15 protein-coding genes are annotated in these 16,652 nt (G+C 67.3%); 3 read left to right on the forward strand and 12 right to left on the reverse strand.

The annotated features are described in order from the left end of the window. Window positions 1-492 precede the first annotated feature (492 nt). Window positions 493-3,534, forward strand: a complete 3,042-nt coding sequence (locus ACGGKE_RS15520) for a TonB-dependent receptor domain-containing protein (RefSeq protein ID WP_394443120.1) — start codon at window positions 493-495, stop codon at window positions 3,532-3,534. Further along, a complete protein-coding gene (locus tag ACGGKE_RS15525; protein ID WP_394442792.1) occupies window positions 3,534-5,366 on the forward strand; it encodes a gamma-glutamyltransferase family protein in 1,833 nt (610 codons plus the stop codon). The genes ACGGKE_RS15520 and ACGGKE_RS15525 overlap by 1 nt, the downstream gene beginning before the upstream one ends. Window positions 5,367-5,390: 24 nt before the next feature. Here ACGGKE_RS15525 and ACGGKE_RS15530 read toward each other — a convergent pair whose 3' ends face one another. Further along, complete coding sequence (locus tag ACGGKE_RS15530) at window positions 5,391-5,852, reverse strand: Lrp/AsnC family transcriptional regulator (RefSeq protein WP_394442795.1); 462 nt, start codon at window positions 5,850-5,852, stop codon at window positions 5,391-5,393. Window positions 5,853-5,983: 131 nt separating this feature from the next. On the opposite strand from ACGGKE_RS15530, the gene ACGGKE_RS15535 reads away from it, so the two are divergent. Further along, a complete protein-coding gene (locus ACGGKE_RS15535; RefSeq protein WP_394443122.1) occupies window positions 5,984-7,036 on the forward strand; it encodes a Leu/Phe/Val dehydrogenase in 1,053 nt (350 codons plus the stop codon). A 6-nt stretch (window positions 7,037-7,042) separates the two neighbouring features. Here ACGGKE_RS15535 and ACGGKE_RS15540 read toward each other — a convergent pair whose 3' ends face one another. The 11 genes from ACGGKE_RS15540 to ACGGKE_RS15590 form a co-directional block, all read right to left on the reverse strand. Beyond that, window positions 7,043-9,565 carry a glycosyl hydrolase 115 family protein gene (locus ACGGKE_RS15540; protein ID WP_394442798.1) on the reverse strand — a complete coding sequence of 841 codons (2,523 nt, stop codon included), beginning with the start codon at window positions 9,563-9,565 and terminating at the stop codon, window positions 7,043-7,045. A 101-nt stretch (window positions 9,566-9,666) separates the two neighbouring features. Next, window positions 9,667-10,062: a hypothetical protein gene (locus tag ACGGKE_RS15545; protein ID WP_394442801.1), complete on the reverse strand. Its 396-nt coding sequence runs from the start codon at window positions 10,060-10,062 to the stop codon at window positions 9,667-9,669. Between the two features lie 41 nt (window positions 10,063-10,103). Beyond that, entirely contained in the window at window positions 10,104-11,543 is a 1,440-nt protein-coding gene (locus ACGGKE_RS15550) for a hypothetical protein (protein ID WP_394442804.1), read from the reverse strand. A gap of 197 nt (window positions 11,544-11,740) precedes the next feature. Then, window positions 11,741-12,049: an immunity protein YezG family protein gene (locus tag ACGGKE_RS15555; RefSeq protein ID WP_394442807.1), complete on the reverse strand. Its 309-nt coding sequence runs from the start codon at window positions 12,047-12,049 to the stop codon at window positions 11,741-11,743. Further along, a complete protein-coding gene (locus ACGGKE_RS15560) occupies window positions 12,046-13,458 on the reverse strand; it encodes a DNA/RNA non-specific endonuclease (RefSeq protein ID WP_394442810.1) in 1,413 nt (470 codons plus the stop codon). Before ACGGKE_RS15560 ends, ACGGKE_RS15555 begins: the two co-directional genes overlap by 4 nt. Before the next feature lie 85 nt (window positions 13,459-13,543). Then, window positions 13,544-14,392: a DUF1521 domain-containing protein gene (locus ACGGKE_RS15565; protein ID WP_394442813.1), complete on the reverse strand. Its 849-nt coding sequence runs from the start codon at window positions 14,390-14,392 to the stop codon at window positions 13,544-13,546. 43 nt (window positions 14,393-14,435) lie between these two features. Beyond that, on the reverse strand, window positions 14,436-14,876 hold the full coding sequence (locus ACGGKE_RS15570; RefSeq protein ID WP_394442815.1) for a hypothetical protein: 441 nt from the start codon (window positions 14,874-14,876) through the stop codon (window positions 14,436-14,438). A 110-nt stretch (window positions 14,877-14,986) separates the two neighbouring features. Then, the gene (locus ACGGKE_RS15575; RefSeq protein WP_394442818.1) at window positions 14,987-15,196 is read right to left on the reverse strand and encodes a hypothetical protein; all 210 of its coding nucleotides are present in this window, start codon (window positions 15,194-15,196) and stop codon (window positions 14,987-14,989) included. Beyond that, complete coding sequence (locus ACGGKE_RS15580) at window positions 15,193-15,651, reverse strand: hypothetical protein (RefSeq protein WP_394442821.1); 459 nt, start codon at window positions 15,649-15,651, stop codon at window positions 15,193-15,195. The genes ACGGKE_RS15575 and ACGGKE_RS15580 overlap by 4 nt, the downstream gene beginning before the upstream one ends. Before the next feature lie 16 nt (window positions 15,652-15,667). Then, complete coding sequence (locus ACGGKE_RS15585) at window positions 15,668-16,225, reverse strand: hypothetical protein (protein ID WP_394442823.1); 558 nt, start codon at window positions 16,223-16,225, stop codon at window positions 15,668-15,670. A gap of 93 nt (window positions 16,226-16,318) precedes the next feature. Next, a complete protein-coding gene (locus tag ACGGKE_RS15590) occupies window positions 16,319-16,618 on the reverse strand; it encodes a hypothetical protein (RefSeq protein ID WP_394442826.1) in 300 nt (99 codons plus the stop codon). Window positions 16,619-16,652: the final 34 nt, after the last annotated feature.

Here is a 16,652-nt window from a genome sequence, read left to right on the forward strand (position 1 = left end):
GCGCGAAAGCAGTGGGATTTCTAGTCGAACAGCCGGTCCGGCACGCGGTGGAGGCCGCGCGCCCGGAGGATGGCGCGCGCCGGTGCGGCGCAATGAGGGGGAAGCAGAGACATGACCAGTATGAGAAGCATGGCCATCATCCTGAGCGGCGCCAGCGCGCTGGCGCTGAGCGGGAACACGGCCCTGGCGCAGCAGCGCAATTTCGACTTGCCCGAAGGCCGCGCGGCCGATGTGCTGCCGTCCTTCGCCTTGCAGAGCGGCTTGCAGATCATCGCGCCGGCCAAGAAGCTGCGCAACACGCGCACACCGCGCCTGCAGGGCGCCTATGATGCGCGCCAGGCGCTCAAGCGCATCATTCGCGGCACCGACCTCGTGATCGTGTCCGACCGCAACGACGTGGTGACGCTGCGCGACAAAAGCCTGTCGGCGCTGCGCGGCGACAGCGCCGCGATGCGCCCGATCGCCTTTGCCGAAATGCAGGTCGGCGGCGCCATGTCGGACGTCGCCCCCGCTCCCCTGCCCGCCGAGCCGCAGGGCGATGACGGCGCGGAGATCGTCGTCGTCGGCACGCAGATCAAGGGCGCGAAAACGACTGGTGCGCTGCCGGTCAGCGTCGTCGGCCAGGAACAGGTGGACGCCGTCGCGGCCGTGTCGGGCGGCGACCTGTTCCGATCCATCCCGCAGCTGGGTGGCGTGACCTTCAACGAGCAGGTGCTAGGCGGCGGGTCGGGCAATGCGGCGCGCGGCGACGTGTCGACCGTGTCGCTGCGCGGCTTGGGACAGGGCAATACGCTGCTGCTGATCAACGGCCGCCGCACCGTGCTGCACCCGACGTCGCAGGCGATCACGGGCGTGGTCGATTCGGGCGTCCCGACCTTCGGCTTCAACGCCAACACCATCCCTGTGGGCGCGATCGAGCGCGTCGAGGTGCTGCGCGACGGCGCGGCGGCGCTCTACGGGTCGGACGCCGTCGCAGGCGTGGTCAACAATGTGCTCAAGTCCAACTTCACCGGCGCCACCTTCGACGCGCAATATGGCGCGGCCGAAGGCACCAATTTGCGCGAATTCACAATCAACGGACTGGTCGGTTTCAACTTCGGCGGCGGGCGGGGCAACATCTCGCTCTATGGCGGCTATGCGCAAAAGTCGAAACTCTATCTGAGCGACCAGGATTATACAGCCAGTCTGGACCGCCGCTCCTATGTCCAAGGCACCGCGTTCGAGGGCAATGCCGCGTTCAACAGCACGTCGACCAGCACGCCCTGGGGCACGTTCCAGGCGAGCGGATCGGGCATCATCACCAGCAATGGCGTCGCGCTCACCAACGCGTCGCGCCAGTTCCACATCCAGCCTTCGACCAACGCCAGCTGCCAGGTGGCGGCGACGACATCGGGCATGTGCTGGGACGATGGCAGCGGCACGACGCAGATGGCCAATGTCGATTCCAACCTTCGCTTCGACGCGAACCAGACCTTCCCCGATCTGACCACCCAGCCTTCTGTCCGACGCATCAACCTGTTCAGCTTCATCAATTACGAGCTGACCGACAATCTGGATTTCTTCGGCGAACTGGGTTTCTACCGCGGCAAGACCGAAGCCTTTATCGGCAGCGGCGGGTCGCTGGGCAATATCCCGATCACGGTGGCAGCCGACGCCTATTGGAACCCGCTGGGCCCCACGCTGCTGGCCGACGGATCCGTTAACCCCAACCGCCTGCCGGGGCTGGTCGGCGTGCCCGAGGAGGGTCTGCCGGTCACGATCCGCAGCCTCAACTATGTCGATGCGGGGATGAAGACGGTCAACGTCACCAATTACCAATATCGCTTCCTGGGCGGGCTGCGCGGCAGTTTCGGCGACTGGAACTGGGAATCAGCGGGCCTCTACACCTGGGCGACGGTCAAGGACGTCATGGACGGCACGTCCAGCACGCTGTTGCAGGCGGCGATCAACAAGACCACGCCCGATGCCTACAATCCCTTCAATGGGGGCTGCGTGGACACGCCGTCGGTGGGCGACTGCACGGTCAATGACCCGTCCGTGATCGACAGTTTCCGCATCCAGTCGACCCGCCGCAACAAGACGACGCTGGCGCTGTGGGACCTCAAGATTTCCAATGCCAATCTGCTGGACCTGTGGGGCGGCAACAGCATCGGCATTGCGAGTGGCGTCGAATTCCGTCGCGAAACCTACAGGGATGACCGCGACCCGCGCCAGGGCGGCGTCGCGGGTGTGGACATCACCTATACCGATGCGGTGACCGGCATATTCTACGGGTCGGACCTGATGGGCGCGAGCCCCAGTCCCGACGTGTCGGGCCGGCGCAAGGTGTGGTCGGCCTATGCTGAGCTCGCCCTGCCGCTTGTCAGCCCGGAGATGGAAATTCCGATGATCCGCTCCTTCGACATCCAGGTGGCGGGCCGATATGAAAGCTACAGCGATGTCGGCGACGTCGCCAAGCCCAAGATCGCGGCGAGTTGGGACCTGTTGCAGGGCTTTCGCCTGCGCGGTTCCTGGTCGCAGGGTTTCCGCGCGCCGAACCTGGAAGTGCTCAACACCGCGACGCTCGACCGTGTGAATGGCGGCACAGAGTATGTGCTGTGCGAAGCGGACTTGCGCGCCGGGCGGATCAGCAGCTTTTCGCAGTGCGCGCGCAGCGTGTCGGTGCTGCGGCGATCGGGCGGCAATCCGGACCTGAAGCCCGAGGAATCGACCAGCTGGAATTTCGGCGCGGTTTTCCAGCCGCCGCTGCCGGACGGGATGGGCCAGGTCACCTTCACCGTCGATCGCTGGCGCATCAAGCAGAAGGGCGTCGTGGGGCTGCTCGACTATCAGAATGCGCTCAACCTCGACTATCTGCTGCGCGTCCAGGGCAGCAGCAACCCGGCGGTCGTCCGGCGCGAGCCCACGGCCGACGACATCGCGCTGGTCGCGGGGACCGGGCTGGCGCCGGTGGGCGAGTTGCTCTACGTCACCGCGCCGTTCCAGAATCTGTTGCCGATCCAGGTCGACGGCATCGACTTCAACCTGGATTATCGGGTCACCACCAGCTCCTTCGGCAGCTTCGGCCTCAACGTCAACGCCGCGCGGCTGATCAAATATCAGGTCGATGCGCCGGCCGCGGTGCAGGCAGTGATCGACGGTCAGGCGGACGGCACGATCAACGCGGCCGTGCCGGTGTCGGGCGGCGGCGACGTCGTCAACCGCGACGGCCAGCCGCGCTGGCGGATTTCGGGCAATCTGACCTGGGATTACGGCCCGGTGCGGATCGGCGCCTTCACCCAGTTCATTTCCGACGTCTATCAGAATGACGTGTTCGATGCCGCCGGCAATAATTTCGTGGTGGATGGCCAGACCACGGTCAATCTCTATGCCACCTATAAGTTCGACCAGGGCATGATGAAGGGCACGGCAATCACCATCGGCGCGCGCAACATCTTCGACAAGAACCCGCCGCTGGCGTCGAGCGGCTATCTGTCGAGCCTCTACCAGCCGCAGGCGCGCTATTGGTATACCAGCATCAAAAAGAGCTTCTGATGCAGGATCAGGGCCTTGCCCGCCGCGAGCTGATCGCGGCGGGGCTTGCCGGCGCGGCGGTCGCGCTGCCCGTCGCCGCGCTGGCGCAGTCCGGCGCGCGCGCGCCCGATGCGCCGCGCAGCGCGCCGGCGGCCGTGCGGGCGCATCGGGTGGAAGTGCCGATGCCCCATGGCGGCGTGGCGGCGGGGCACCCCCTCGCCGCGATGGCGGGAACGCGGATGCTGCTGCAGGGCGGCAGCGCGGCCGACGCGGCGGTCGCCGCCATGGCGGTGATGAACGTTGTCGAACCCTGGGCCTCCAGCGCGGCGGGCAATGGCTTTGCCACCTGCCTCGACCGCAAGGCGGGAACGGTCCATTCGCTTGCCTTCACCGGGGGCGCGCCCGGCCTGTTCGATCCCGCCGTCGATCCGGCCGAGCTGGACAGCGGGCACAAGGCGGTGACGGTGCCCGGCGCCTTTGGCGGGTGGATCGCACTGGCCCGCCGGTTCGGCCGCCTGCCCCTTTCGACGCTGCTGGAGCCGGCGATTGGCTATGCGCGCGATGGCCATCCGCTCGACGCGTCGATCGCGATGTTCATCCGGCGGCAGCAGGCGGTGCTCGCCCGCTATCCGACCAGCGCCGCGATCTTCCTGCCCGGCGGCCAGCCGCCCGCGCCGCGCGCGCTGTTCCGCAACCTGCCGCTGGCGCGCACGCTGCAGGGCCTGGCCGACGCGGAGTCAAGCGCGCTGCAAGCCGGCGCCGATCGCGACAAGGCGCTGATGGCGGCCCATGCGCATTTCTATACCGGGCCAGTAGCGAGGGAGATGACGCGCTTTTCGGAGGCTAACGGCGGCTGGCTGCGCATGGCGGACCTGGCCGCTTATGCGCCGCTGTGGGAAGCGCCGGTATCGACCGGCTACCGGGGCCTCGACATTTATTGCAGCCCGCTGACATCGCGAACCGGGCTGGAGCTGTGCGAGCAGCTCAACATCGTCGAGGGATGGGACCTCTCATCCATCGCGGCTGACGACCCGCAGCTGACGCATTGCCTGATCGAAGCGATCAAGGTCGCGAAGGCCGACATCTATCGCCATGCGGGCGACCCGCGCTTCGTCACGGTTCCGGTCGATATGCTGCTGTCCAAGGCGTTTGCGGCCAAGCGGCGCGCGATCATCGACCGGGCGCGGGCGATCGCCTTTCCGCGCGGGGCGGACATCGCTCGCGCGGGCGATCCGTCGCTGCTGGCGCTGGCGGACGACCGGTCGCGCGGCGGCGACACGACCAGCCTGTCGGTCGTCGATGCCGATGGCAATGCGATCGCCGTCACCACGACGGTGGGCGGCGGCTTCGGCACGTCGGTGGTTATGGGGGACACCGGGCTGCTGTGCAATAACGGGCTGCGCATCGGATCGACCGCGCCCTATGACGGCCACCCCAACCGCGCCGCACCGGGCAAGCGCGCCCTGCTGGGCAATGGCCCGGTGATTGTGCTGGACAAGGGCCGGTTGAAGCTCGTCTGCGGGACGCCGGGCGGCGAAACGATCGGCCAGACGCAGTTCCAGTTCCTCATCAATGTCATCGACCGGGGCATGCCGATCCAGGAGGCGATCGAGGCGCCGCGCTTCGCGCTGCAGGCCGATCCCAGCTTCTACAAGGCGGGCGCGGCCATCAGCGTGCAGATGGAAAGCCGATTTGCCCCCGCCGTCACGCAGGGTCTGAGCGCCATGGGCCACAGGCTGGAGATGGTCAGCCCCTTCGCCATCGGCAGCATTCAGGGCGTGCTGGTCGACGAGTCCGGCGCGCGCATGGGCGGCAGCGATCCGCGCCGCATGGGCTACGCGGTGGGCTATTGAGCGGGCTGCGCGGGGAGACGATGGTCAGATCGGCAGTTCGTTGGTCGATTTGATCTCGGAAAGCGCGACCGTCGAATGGATTTCCTGAACGCCCGGCAGCTTGCTCAGCCGTTCGAAGAAGAAGCGTTCATAGGCGTCGATGTCCTGCGTGACGATGCGCAGCATGAAGTCCATCGTGCCCATGAGCACATAGGCGTCGAGCACTTCGGGAAAGGTGCCGATGGTGGCGCTGAATTCGTCGAGATTGGCGCGGCCATGGGCGTTGAGCTTCACCTGCGCGAAAATCTGCGCGTTGAGGCCGACCTTGCGCCGGTCGATCAGCGCGACCCGCTTGCGGATCAGCCCTTCGCGCTCCAGCCGGTCGATGCGCCGCCAGCAGGGGGACGGCGTCAGCCCCACCCGCTGGGCGATTTCGGCCGTGGTCAGGCTGGCGTCGCGTTGCAGCTCGCGGAGAATCTTGCGCTCGAAGGGATCAAGGTCGATCATCCTGTGCTGCATAACGCGATAATGGGGATAGATCATCCGTATTGCGCAGAGTGGATCGTGATATTGAGCAAGACTCTTCGCGGCGCAGCGTTCATAAGCCGCCGCGCAAACGCCCCCTTGAGGAGAATATGATGGTCGACCACGCCCCTTCCCCCAGCCAGACGATGCGGACCGTGCGCCTGCTCGACACGGCCAGCGGCCTTGACGGCGTGATCGCCATTCATTCGACGGCGCTTGGCCCGGGCGCGGGCGGTTGCCGCTTCTGGCGCTATCCCGATATCGAGGCGGCGACGCGGGATGCCTGCCGCCTGGCCAAGGGGATGAGCTACAAGAATGCCATGGCCGAGCTGCCGCTGGGCGGCGCCAAGGCGGTGTTGCGCTATCCCGAAGGCGATTTCGATCGCGCGGCGCTGTTCCGCGCCTTCGGCAAGGCGGTGGATGCGCTGGGCGGCGTGTATGTGACGGCCGAGGATGTCGGCACCAGCGTCGCCGACATGGCGCAGGTGTCGACCATGACGCGCCATGTCGCGGGCCTCGACCCGACCGAGGATATGGCGGGCGGCGATCCTTCGCCCTGGACAGCGCTGGGCGTGTTCGACGCGATGCGCACGGCGGCGCGGCTGACACTGGACGCGGAGCTGGCCGACCTGACCGTCGCCGTGCAGGGCGTCGGCAATGTGGGCGCGAGCCTGTGCCGCCAGCTGGCCGAAGCGGGCGCGAAGCTGATCATCGCCGACATTGATGCGGCACGGTGCCAGGCGCTGGCCGGCGAACTGGGCGCGACGATCGTCGATGTGGCGGAGATCGCTGCGGCCGACGCCGATATTTTCGCGCCCTGCGCGCTTGGCGGCGCGCTGACGCAGGAGAGCGTCGCGGCGATGAAGGCGCGGCTGGTCTGCGGTGCGGCAAACAACCAGCTGGCGACGCCGGAGGTCGCCGACGCGCTGCTCGCCCGCGGCATCGTCTATGCGCCCGACTATGTCGTCAATGCCGGCGGCATCATCAACGTGTCGGCCGAATATCTGGGCGAAGATGAAGCGAGCGTGCGCACCCGCGTCAGCCGCATCGGCCCGCGCGTCGCACGGCTGCTGGAGCAGGCCGCGCGCGAGGGCCGCTCGGCCGCCATGGTCGCCGACGAGATGGCCGAAGCGATCATCGCCGGCGCGGCCGAAAAGGCGGCCTGACGCGCGTCACTGACGGATCGGGTCGACGGGCGGCGCGCCATAATAGTCCGGCGCGCCGTCCAGCCGCACGTCGATGCGGTCGAGCAGGAAGCCGGGGTCGAGCGCTTCCAGATCGATCCGGTGCGCGGCGGCGGGCAACTGCGGCAGGCGGATGTCGCGCGTAGCGCTGTTGGACAGGACATTGCGCTTCCATTCCTCGCTGCGGCCGAAGCTCTGATAATCGAGGATGGTCGGATCGCCGCCATCGACACGGACAGCGATGCGCAGCCGGTTGGCCGATGTCAGCGGATGGACGGGCAAGGCGACGATGCGCAGCGTCACGTCGGTGCGCTCCTGCGTCGTGAAGCGATAGGATAGCGGGTGAGCGCCGGACGGGCCCGGTCGCGAAGGCAGGTCGAGCCGGCTGCGCAGTGCGGCGCCGCCCGAGCCGAGGCCCGGCGCCGCTTCCCAATCCGCGCTGCGCGCCGCGATGGCGGGGAGCGAGAGGATGCGGTTCGTGAGGATCGCGGGCGCCGGGCTACGGCACGAGGGTGTCTGCGTCCGCGCGCAATCTTCGCCGGCGGGAATGTCCCATTTTGGATAGAAGGGTTCCTGGAAGACTGGCAGGTCGCGCTGCGTCATGCTCATCATGTGGCGCCATTTGCCGTTGCGCTGTGCATTATAGGCCGCGGTGTCGGCGACGATCCGGGCATGCGCCGCGCGCGCCTGGTCGGACAGCCGGTTCATGTCGGTGCGATGCTGTTTGGCGTGCACGACGGCGAGATCGAGCCTGAGCATGCGATCGTTGATGTTGGCGGCGCTGCGGACATTATAGCCCACCATCTGGAAGAAGGCGTCGCGGCGATCGGCGGGAAGCGCGGCCGCGAGGCGATCGGTCCGGTCGACCAGCGCGGCATAGTCGGCGAGCCGCCGTTCCGCCTCCTCCCCGCCGGTGCGCACATAGTCGCTGATCGCGTTGGGCCGCGTCGGTTCGGTCTGACCCCAGCCCATGAATTCGGGACGGCGCGGAAAGGCGAGGTCGAAATGGGTGCCCATCACATCCGCGACGGCATCAGCCGCCTGCGGCCCGAACTGCCGTTCCGCCCAGCGCCGCAGATAGACGCGCGGTGGATCGGCGAGCAGGCGCGCATCGAAAGCAATGTCGAGAAAATATTGCATCAGAAATTCGCCGGGCTTGATGTCGCCGACATTGGCGACCCAGAGCCTGCGCGCCTGGGTGCGCCAGGCGCGATCGAGCTGTTCGCGCACCAGCGCGGGGTGGGTGCTCGACAGCCAGGTATAGTCATGCGGCCGACCCCAATAGGAAAGATGATAATAGATGCCGGCCCCGCCCGGTCGCTGCTGCTCCTGCGCGGCCGACAGCTGGTGCAGATAGCCATAATTGTCGTCGGGCCAGACGATTGTCACGTCGTCCGGGATGTTCAGGCCCGCGCGATAGGTGTCGAGCACTTCCTTGTAGAGAGTCATGACCTGGGGCAGTTGCGCCGCGGGCCGGCCGGTTTCCTGCGTCAGGATGCGGCGCTGCTGCGCGACCACGTCGGCGGTGACGTCCCGCGCCGCCTGCGCGCTGTCGACGCCCTCCATGCCGCTGTCATGCCGGCCCCGCAGGCCCAGCGTGTAGATATTCTCATGGCCCGCGACCTCGCGCACTCGTTCGCGCCAGTAGCGCAGCAGGGCAGGCTTGTTCTCCACATAGTTGAACGCGCCCCACGCATCGCGCCATTCGCGCACATTGTTGCGCATCATCGGTTCGGCATGAGAGGTCCCGACGACGATGGCATAATCGTCCGCCGTGCGGGCATTGCCCGCCACCGTGTAGAAGGGTCGGGTGACATCATGCATGGCGGGCCAGATCATATTGGCCTTGAGCCGCCAGAGCAGTTCGAAGATCTTCGCGTAGGTCTTGGGGCCGATGTCGCCGGTTTCGGGCTCGAAGGTGCGGGCGGCCCAGGGCTGCAGCCCCCAATCCTCGTCATTGAGGAAGATGCCGCGGTAGCGCACCGAGGGCGCATCGGACAGCCGCCACGCCCCGTCGATCACCAGCCGGTCGGTCCGGCGCGGCGTGACATCGGCCCACCATTCCCAAGGCGAGACGCCAAGGTCACGGCTGAGATCCGTGACGCCCCAGACCGCGCCCCGCGGATCGGAGCCAGCGATCAGCAGATAAGCGCGTCCCGGATGGCGGCGGGATGGGACGAGGACGCGGACATAGCGTTCCCACTGGCCCTCCAGCGGCCGCAGATCGACCGCGCCGTCGGCCGCCACGGCGCGAACCAGCGCCGAATCCTTTTGGCCGATGACGATGCAGAGGCTGGAGCAGGATTGCAGCGAGGTAGCCGTTGGTGGAGATACGCCCGTGAGCGCGGCAAGATCGCGCTGCAGCAGTTGCGCGGCGAGCGCCATGGTGCGGCCGGGCTCATGCAGGACCGGCGCGACGGCCCCGCCATCGAAGAGGGTGACGGGCTGCGCGCGCGCAATGTGCGGCGCGGCGAAGGCTGATAGCAGCAAGGCAAGCCCGGCCCATTTCATCTACGCCGCTCCCGGTCCACATTATGATCATTCGGTCCATATTTTAGCGGAACGGGCGTGGCAAGTCGTCGCGGGCGCGGCGCGCTTTGGTATGCGTCGATCTAAGAATTGTCGGCGTTGTAGAGCCGCTGGACCGCGACGCGTTCGCCCGCGACTTGGTCCAGCAGCAGATAGGCGAGCACCCTGCCCTCGCGCGCATAGATGGCGAGCAGGCTGCCGTCGGCCTGCCGCTCAGGCGGCTGATCGATGGTCCAGCCCGACGCGGGCGCCTGGGCGAGGCTGGCGATAAAGGGCTGAACCTGCGCGCGCGGCAGCAGATAGACGCGCGCCTCCAGCGGCCCGGCGTCCGGTTCGATCCGGTCGCGCGCCGCAAGGCTCGCGCGCGTCAACCGCGCGGACGCCGCGTCGCCCAGGGGCAGCTCGTCGCTGGCGATCAGCACAGCCGGCACGGGCGGCAGGTCGGGCCGCGGCGCGGCGTCGCATGCGGCGATCATCATCGCCGGCAACAGCCATGCCCAGTCAAGGCCCGACCGTACGATCAGGGCTGGGCCGTCCGGGTGACCGAAGCCAGCCGATCCTCGAAGGCGCTGGCCACCGCGTCGCCGACGCCCAGTTCACCGGTCTGCCCGTTGACCGGCAGCGCGCCGCGCTCCAGCCGGATGCCGGCGGCGGCGCCTTCATCCGCGATGGCGTTCTTGACCGCGATCTGCATCCATTCCTTGCCCACTGCCGCGCCCCCAGCCACGACCCGGCCGGTCGGACCGCCCAGCGAGGCGACCTTGTCCACCACGGTGAGCGCGGATTTCAGGATAGCGGTGACGGTTTCGCGCTGCTCGGCCACATCGGAGGACCGTGCCGTGGTTGCGGCATAGACGCCGCCGACGAAATAGCCGAGCGCGCCGGCATTGGCGCGCCGTTCCTGATCGGTGCCGACGACGGTTTCCACCTGGTTGAGATAGTCGACCGGATTTTCCGTCGCATGATTGCCGACCTGCAGCCGGCCCATCTGCTGGCCCAGTTCCTGCTCGCGGCCCTGGTTCAGCATTTCCTTGGCATAGGCGGCGAAGCTGGAGCCATCCATCGTCTGCTGGTTATAGGTGAGTTCGCCCATGACGCCGGTGGTGTCGCTGTCGATTATGGCGGTGAGGCCGTCGGTCATCTGGCGCAGCGTTTCATCCTTGCCGACCACGGTCAGGCCGCCGAGGACGCTGTCGGTGTCGCGCACCGCGCGCAGCGTCTGGACGCCCGCGTCGAAGACCTGCGCCTTCAGATCAGGATCATAGGTGCTGGCGGCGGCGCCCATGATGGCTTCGAAACTGTCGGCGTTCCAGCTGATCGAGTTGCTGGCGCCGGCCTGGCTGGCGATCGTCATCAATTGGCCGTCGGTGGCGGAGGTCAGCACATCGGGCAGCTTGTCGCCGATCGCTTCGAACCCCAGCTGCGCATAGCTGCCGCGCAGCGAGCCGAGCACGTCGCCCACCGCCGTGGCCTCCGCATCCTGCATCTGGCTGCTGGAATAGCCGAGGCCATAATGCGCCTGGGTCGCGTCATCGACGCCGCCCTTCATCGCGGCGATATAATCGACCTTGGCCTGGGACGATCCATGGGTGGCGACCGCCTGGCCCAATTCGGTGACGGGATCAAAGCCGCCATTGTCCGCGCCGGCAAAGGCGTCGCTCAACGCAGCCAGGCTGTCGCCGTCCAGCTTGCCGGCCATGTCGGCGAAGAAGGCGCGGCGCTCGTCGCCCGACAATCCCCCATTGCCGAACCAGTCGCCATCCATCACTTCATGCGCGACGCGATCCAGATCGCCTGACTGGGCGAGGCGATCAACCACCTGGTCGGCCTGATCCGCGGGCAGTGCTGTCAGCGTGTTGACGACATCATGGGTTTCGTCGTTGCTGACGGTGTTGAACCAGCCCGACGTGTCGAGCTTGTCATGGATGGTGTTGACGGCATCGCCGACGGGATCGGTCATGGCGGGCGCTCCGATGATGGTTGCGACTGGCCCTGTTGTGGCGCAGACGCGCGCGATTGGCGCTCGGCGATCCGACTAGACGGGCTAGTCGATCCGATTAGGCAGGGTCGATGGGAGGCGGTGGTGCGGCGCGCCGCGCCGTTCACAAGGAGGCGAGACGCTGGGCGATCTATCGCGAGCCGGCTCGATGGCCAGCGTCAGTCGTCATAATCGACATGCAGGTTGAACGTGCCGTCGGGCTGGAGCGTGAAGACGAAATGCTTCCACTTCGCGCGCCCCTGCTGCTGCATGCGATCGCGCAGCTTCGCCAGTTCGGCGTGAATGGTTTCATTCTGCTCATAGGACGGCACGAAATAATTGCGGTCCTTGTCGGGCGAGGCATAAGCGAACAGAAGGTCGCTATAGCCGTCGCCCACTTCGCCTTCGGTCCACAGCTTCTGCCATCCCGCCGGCGCGGCCTGCGCCAGTTGCCGGGCGATGGTCAGATGCGGATCGGCTTCGCTCACTTCTGTCCTCCGGGCACATTGTCGAACATGCGCGTGCGCGGCACGCCGTCGATGCTGTAGGTTACCCGAAAATTGTCGGGCCGCTGACTGTCGGACCCATATTTCACCTCGATCTTCACATCAACCGTCTTGCCCTCGTTGAGCGCGGTCTGGAAGGTGCGCTCCAGATCGCGCCACGAGCCCATGTTGAAGTTGCCGTTCATCGGCACGAGATTCACGCGGTCGCCCGGACCGTTGAAGATGGAGGCGATCAGATGCCCGCCCTGGTCGTCGGGCAGGCGATCCTCGCGGCCGGACACGCCCTGCTGATAGCTGTTGCGGTCGGCGGTGTGGAGATCAAGCTGGCCCTCGACATCAGCGACCCGGCCTTGCGCATCGGTGCGATAGGTATAGCCGTTGACGACATAATCGGCGTTGGGCGTCAGGTTGCGGGCGTTGAGTTCGGGCGACCAGTCGCCCTTGCTGCCGCCATCCATCTCGATCCGCGGGCGCGCCGCATCGGCGATCTCGTCGCTGTGCCGGGTCGCCTCCTGCGCCACTTCGCTGCCGGCGTCGAGCGCCTTTTCGCTGCCCCGGATCGCGCCCTTGGCCAGATCGCCCACGCCCGGCACCCAGGCGACCGCGGCGAGACCGAGATTGCCCCAGGCGCCGTCCTTGCCCTGGATCACGTCGCCGATGGCGGAAACGGTGTCGCGCGCGTCGCCAATCTGCCCGACGACGGGAATGAAGCCGCCGGTCACCTGGCCAGCGGTCGCCGACCAGCTGTCATTGTCGCTGAAGTCGCCCTTGACCAGGCCATCGAAGAAGGCGCCGACGCCTTCTTCCGATTGCGCGTCATGCGGCGTCGCATCCGTCACGACCGGCTGCGGCGCGGCCTGGGGCGAGGGTTGCGGGGTCGGTTCGGGCGTCGCCTCGATCGTGATCGGCGCGAGGGTCGTGACGTCCGACGGCGGCGTCAGCTGGGCTTCGATCGCGGCGGTGATGGCGGCGGGATCGGTGGTGCCGAGCCGCGCGGCGGTGGCGTCCCATGCCTCCTTGTAGCCCAGGCCCGCAGGCTGGCTGCCCCAGGTGGAGGCGGCGGGCGCATCGGGGAAGTCGCCGACGGCGAATTCCTGCCCCTCGATCGACACGCCGAAGGGCGCATTGTCGTTCGCGGCCTGCATCGCCGCGCTGAACTGGCCCTGTTCGACCGGAGTCAGCTGCGCTTCGATCGCGGCGGCGAGATCCGCCTGAGCCTCGGGATCGTCGGGGGTATGGGCGCGGACATCGGCGGCGAGCGCGGTTGTATCGAGGGTGCCTGCGGTGCGATGTTCGCTCACCATGTCGGCCGCAACATCTGTCGATGTGGACGTGCTCGAACCAATGCCAGCCGAGCCCTGGCCAATGCTGTCTGCAGCTTCCGTACCCATGATTACACCCTCGATACCTCTGGGTCTGGAGAAAGGGGGAGCGGCGTGAAGGGGATGAGAGAAGCCGCTCCCCGCGCGGTGCGCGTCAGCCGCGCGCCGCGTTGGTGAGCGCATTGACCAGGCCGAACAGCAGGAAGGAGGAGAGCTGCTGCGTGATCTCGCCCATGCTCGGCATATCGCTGCCAGGGCCGTAGATCGCGCCGACCTTGGTCAGGTTGAGATCGGCCTGGGTGGCGATGTCGCCGGTCAGTTCCGAACGCCAGCCGGCGCCGGTGGCATTTTCCTGAAGCACGAAACCATCACGGGTCAGCATGTCGAGCATCTGGCCATTGTTGGACTGAGTGATCGACAGGTCGCCAATCTGGTTCTGGCTGATGCCGTCGACCACAATCGCCTGATCGCCCTTGGTGATGGTCAGCTTGCTGGCCACATATTCATTGGGATTGGGGGCATATTGCTCGGTGTCGATGGTGATCTTGGTGCCGTTTTCCAGTTCGAAACTGGTCGTGCCCCAGAAGTCGAAGGCATGCTTGCCATCAATGTCGACATGGGGATCGCCCCAGACGCGCGTGGTTTCGCCGGTGCTGCCGTTGTAGATGCGGATTTCCGAGTTGCGCTCATCCAGTTCCAGCGAATAGCCGTCGCCCAGATCGATCGACGCCTGGCTTTCGCCCTCCATCGATGCGGACCAGTTGGCGCCTTGGGTCGGGGCAAAGGTCGACGCCTGGCCGCCCGTGCCCGGCAGCATCGTGCCGCCCTGCATCTGGAACATCATCGGCAGCGCGGCCGAAGCGAAGGCGCTGGCCATGAGCGGCTGGAAATAGCTGGCCATGATGCCGCTGGCGAGTTGCAGCGTCATTCCCCCGGCCAGCGGGTTCGCCCCGAAATTGTTCGTGACGTTGAGATTGAACGTATTGTTGATGATCGTTGTCATGTTCATTCCCTCTCGTTGCAAAGAACCGGCGCAGGCCGGCCGTTCATGCGGGACGCGCGCCTTCCAGAGCGACGCGCGCCTGATCCAGTCCATCGATGATGCCGGCGATGTCGCTCGCCGATCCGAGTGTCGAAGCGCGGATCGCGCGGTCCGCCAGATCGAGCGTGCGGCCATCGGCATAGGCCGCCATGTCGGTCGCGACGGCGCTGGCGAAAGCCTCGACCGCGCGCGTGAGCGCGCCGGCATCGGCGGCCGACCCGCCAAAACTCGCGCTCATCTGGTCCGCCAGGGCGCGAAGGCCGTAGACGTCGCCCTGGCCGGGGGCGCTGATCGGCAGCAAGCCGAAGCTGCCGGCGATCTGGCCGACGACCTGGCTGGCGAGCGCGCGGACCTGATCGACCGGCCCGGCGCTGGCGGCAGGGCCGCCCGTCGCGCCAAGGGCGCCGATCGCGCTGGCGCTGCTGATATGGGGGTCGATCGTCATGGGTCCTGTCTCATCCTGTCGACGGCCCGCGCCGTCCTGTCGCTGAGCATAAAAGCAGATCGGGCGGGCGGATGCGCTCCGCGATCCGACTAGCGGGCTAGTCGATCCGATTAGCGGTGACGGAAACCGTCATCGGTGAGGAGCATATCGACAGGATCGGCCTGGAAAATCTGCCGTCCGCCGCGCCGCGCCATGTCGGCATAGCGGGCGAGCGCGGCGCTGTCGCCGCTGCGCAAGGCGGCCTCATGCGTGCCCGCCATGATCGCGCCCTGGATCATCAGCATCTCGCCAAATTCCTGGCGCAGCGCATCGCTGTTCACCTGGTCGGCGACACGGGCGAAGGCGTTGGCCGCACGCCCGCGGCCTGCGCGCGGGTGATGTCGGGTCGATGGTCGTTGGCGACGCCCCATTGGGCGAGCATGTAGAAGGCGAGCCCGTCGATCGCGTCATTGGCGCTGTAGCCCAGCCGGGGCGCCACCTTTTCATATTCGGCGACGGCGCGGCCCGACAGCACGATCTGCCGCATTTCGGCCTCCTGGGCCGCCCCTTCCCTGCCGGCGGCTTCGCCCATGATGTCGGCCAGCTTGCGCCGCACCGCAGGATCGGGACGATAGCCGCCATCGACATCGGCAGCGACGCCCTGGCCGGGGGAGAGATCGAGCGCCGGCAGACTGCCCGGATCGAAGCGCGCGGTCGGCGCGCCCTGCTGAGGTCCGGCGGGCGCGAAGAGCGACGCCAGCAAGGCGGCGGCCGCGGTCAGGCTGTGCAGCATCATCGCTGTCGTCCCGCCCTCACGCCCGGTCGTCGGCGCGCAGGCTGAGCATCGCGCCGTCGCGGATAATGTCGATCCGCGCCGGCACCACGGCATCGGCATGGTCGGCCGCTACGCCCGCTTCGATCGCGATCGTGGTGCCATTGTCGAGCCCGAACCAGCTGTGCGCGTGCAGCGCGGCTTCGCCGCCCCAGATCGGGCTGCGCGTGTCGCTGGGTCGATGTTCGATCAGGACCTGCCCGGTCGCGCCGTCGAGCAGCAGCCGATAATCGGGGCCAAGATCCATCCCGGCGCAACCAGTGCCGGGCGCGAGCGTCAGGTCGCCGGCGGCTTCGGGATCGGCAAGGCCGCCGCCGACGGCCTCATAATGGCGAGCGATGCGGGGAAAGGCGGTGCCGCCATGCACGTCGCTGCCGAAGGAGCCGTAGATGCCGGGCCCCATTTGCTGGCAGCTGGTGTTGGCGCTGCGGTTCGCCGCGCTCTTGGGCGGCAGATACCAGGCCATGGTGTTGAACGGCCGGTCCAGCAGCGGAACCGCATCGCCGACCTGATTGGTGAGATAGCCCAAGAGCATCATGGCGGGTCTCCTGTCTCTGCCTGTGTCCGGCAGGATGGCGGCGGCCCGCCACCGTCGCACTCCGCTATCCGACTAGTCCCCTAGTCGATCCGATTAGAGGCCGACGCCCGCGCACAGCCCTTCCAGCTTGCGAACGCGCGGTTCGTTCGCGCCCAATTGCGCCCGGAAGCGCGGCAGGCTGGCGCAGGCGCGGCGCTGACCGGCCGTGGGAGCGGCGCTGGCAGTGGCGCTCGAACCGCCTTCGCGGATGCGGCGCGCCTGGCCTTCGGCGACGGAGCGGTGGAATATGCCCTCGGCCGCCTGGCCGGGGCTGATGACGGGCGCGATATCCTGGGCGGTTGCGACGCCGACCGGCGCCACAAGCGCCAGCGCGATGATTACAGTGCGGAACATGATCGTCCTCCTGTGCTGTCAAGCCCCTGATAAA

The organism is Sphingobium naphthae, assembly GCF_043589935.1.
Lineage (GTDB): Bacteria > Pseudomonadota > Alphaproteobacteria > Sphingomonadales > Sphingomonadaceae > Sphingobium > Sphingobium naphthae_A.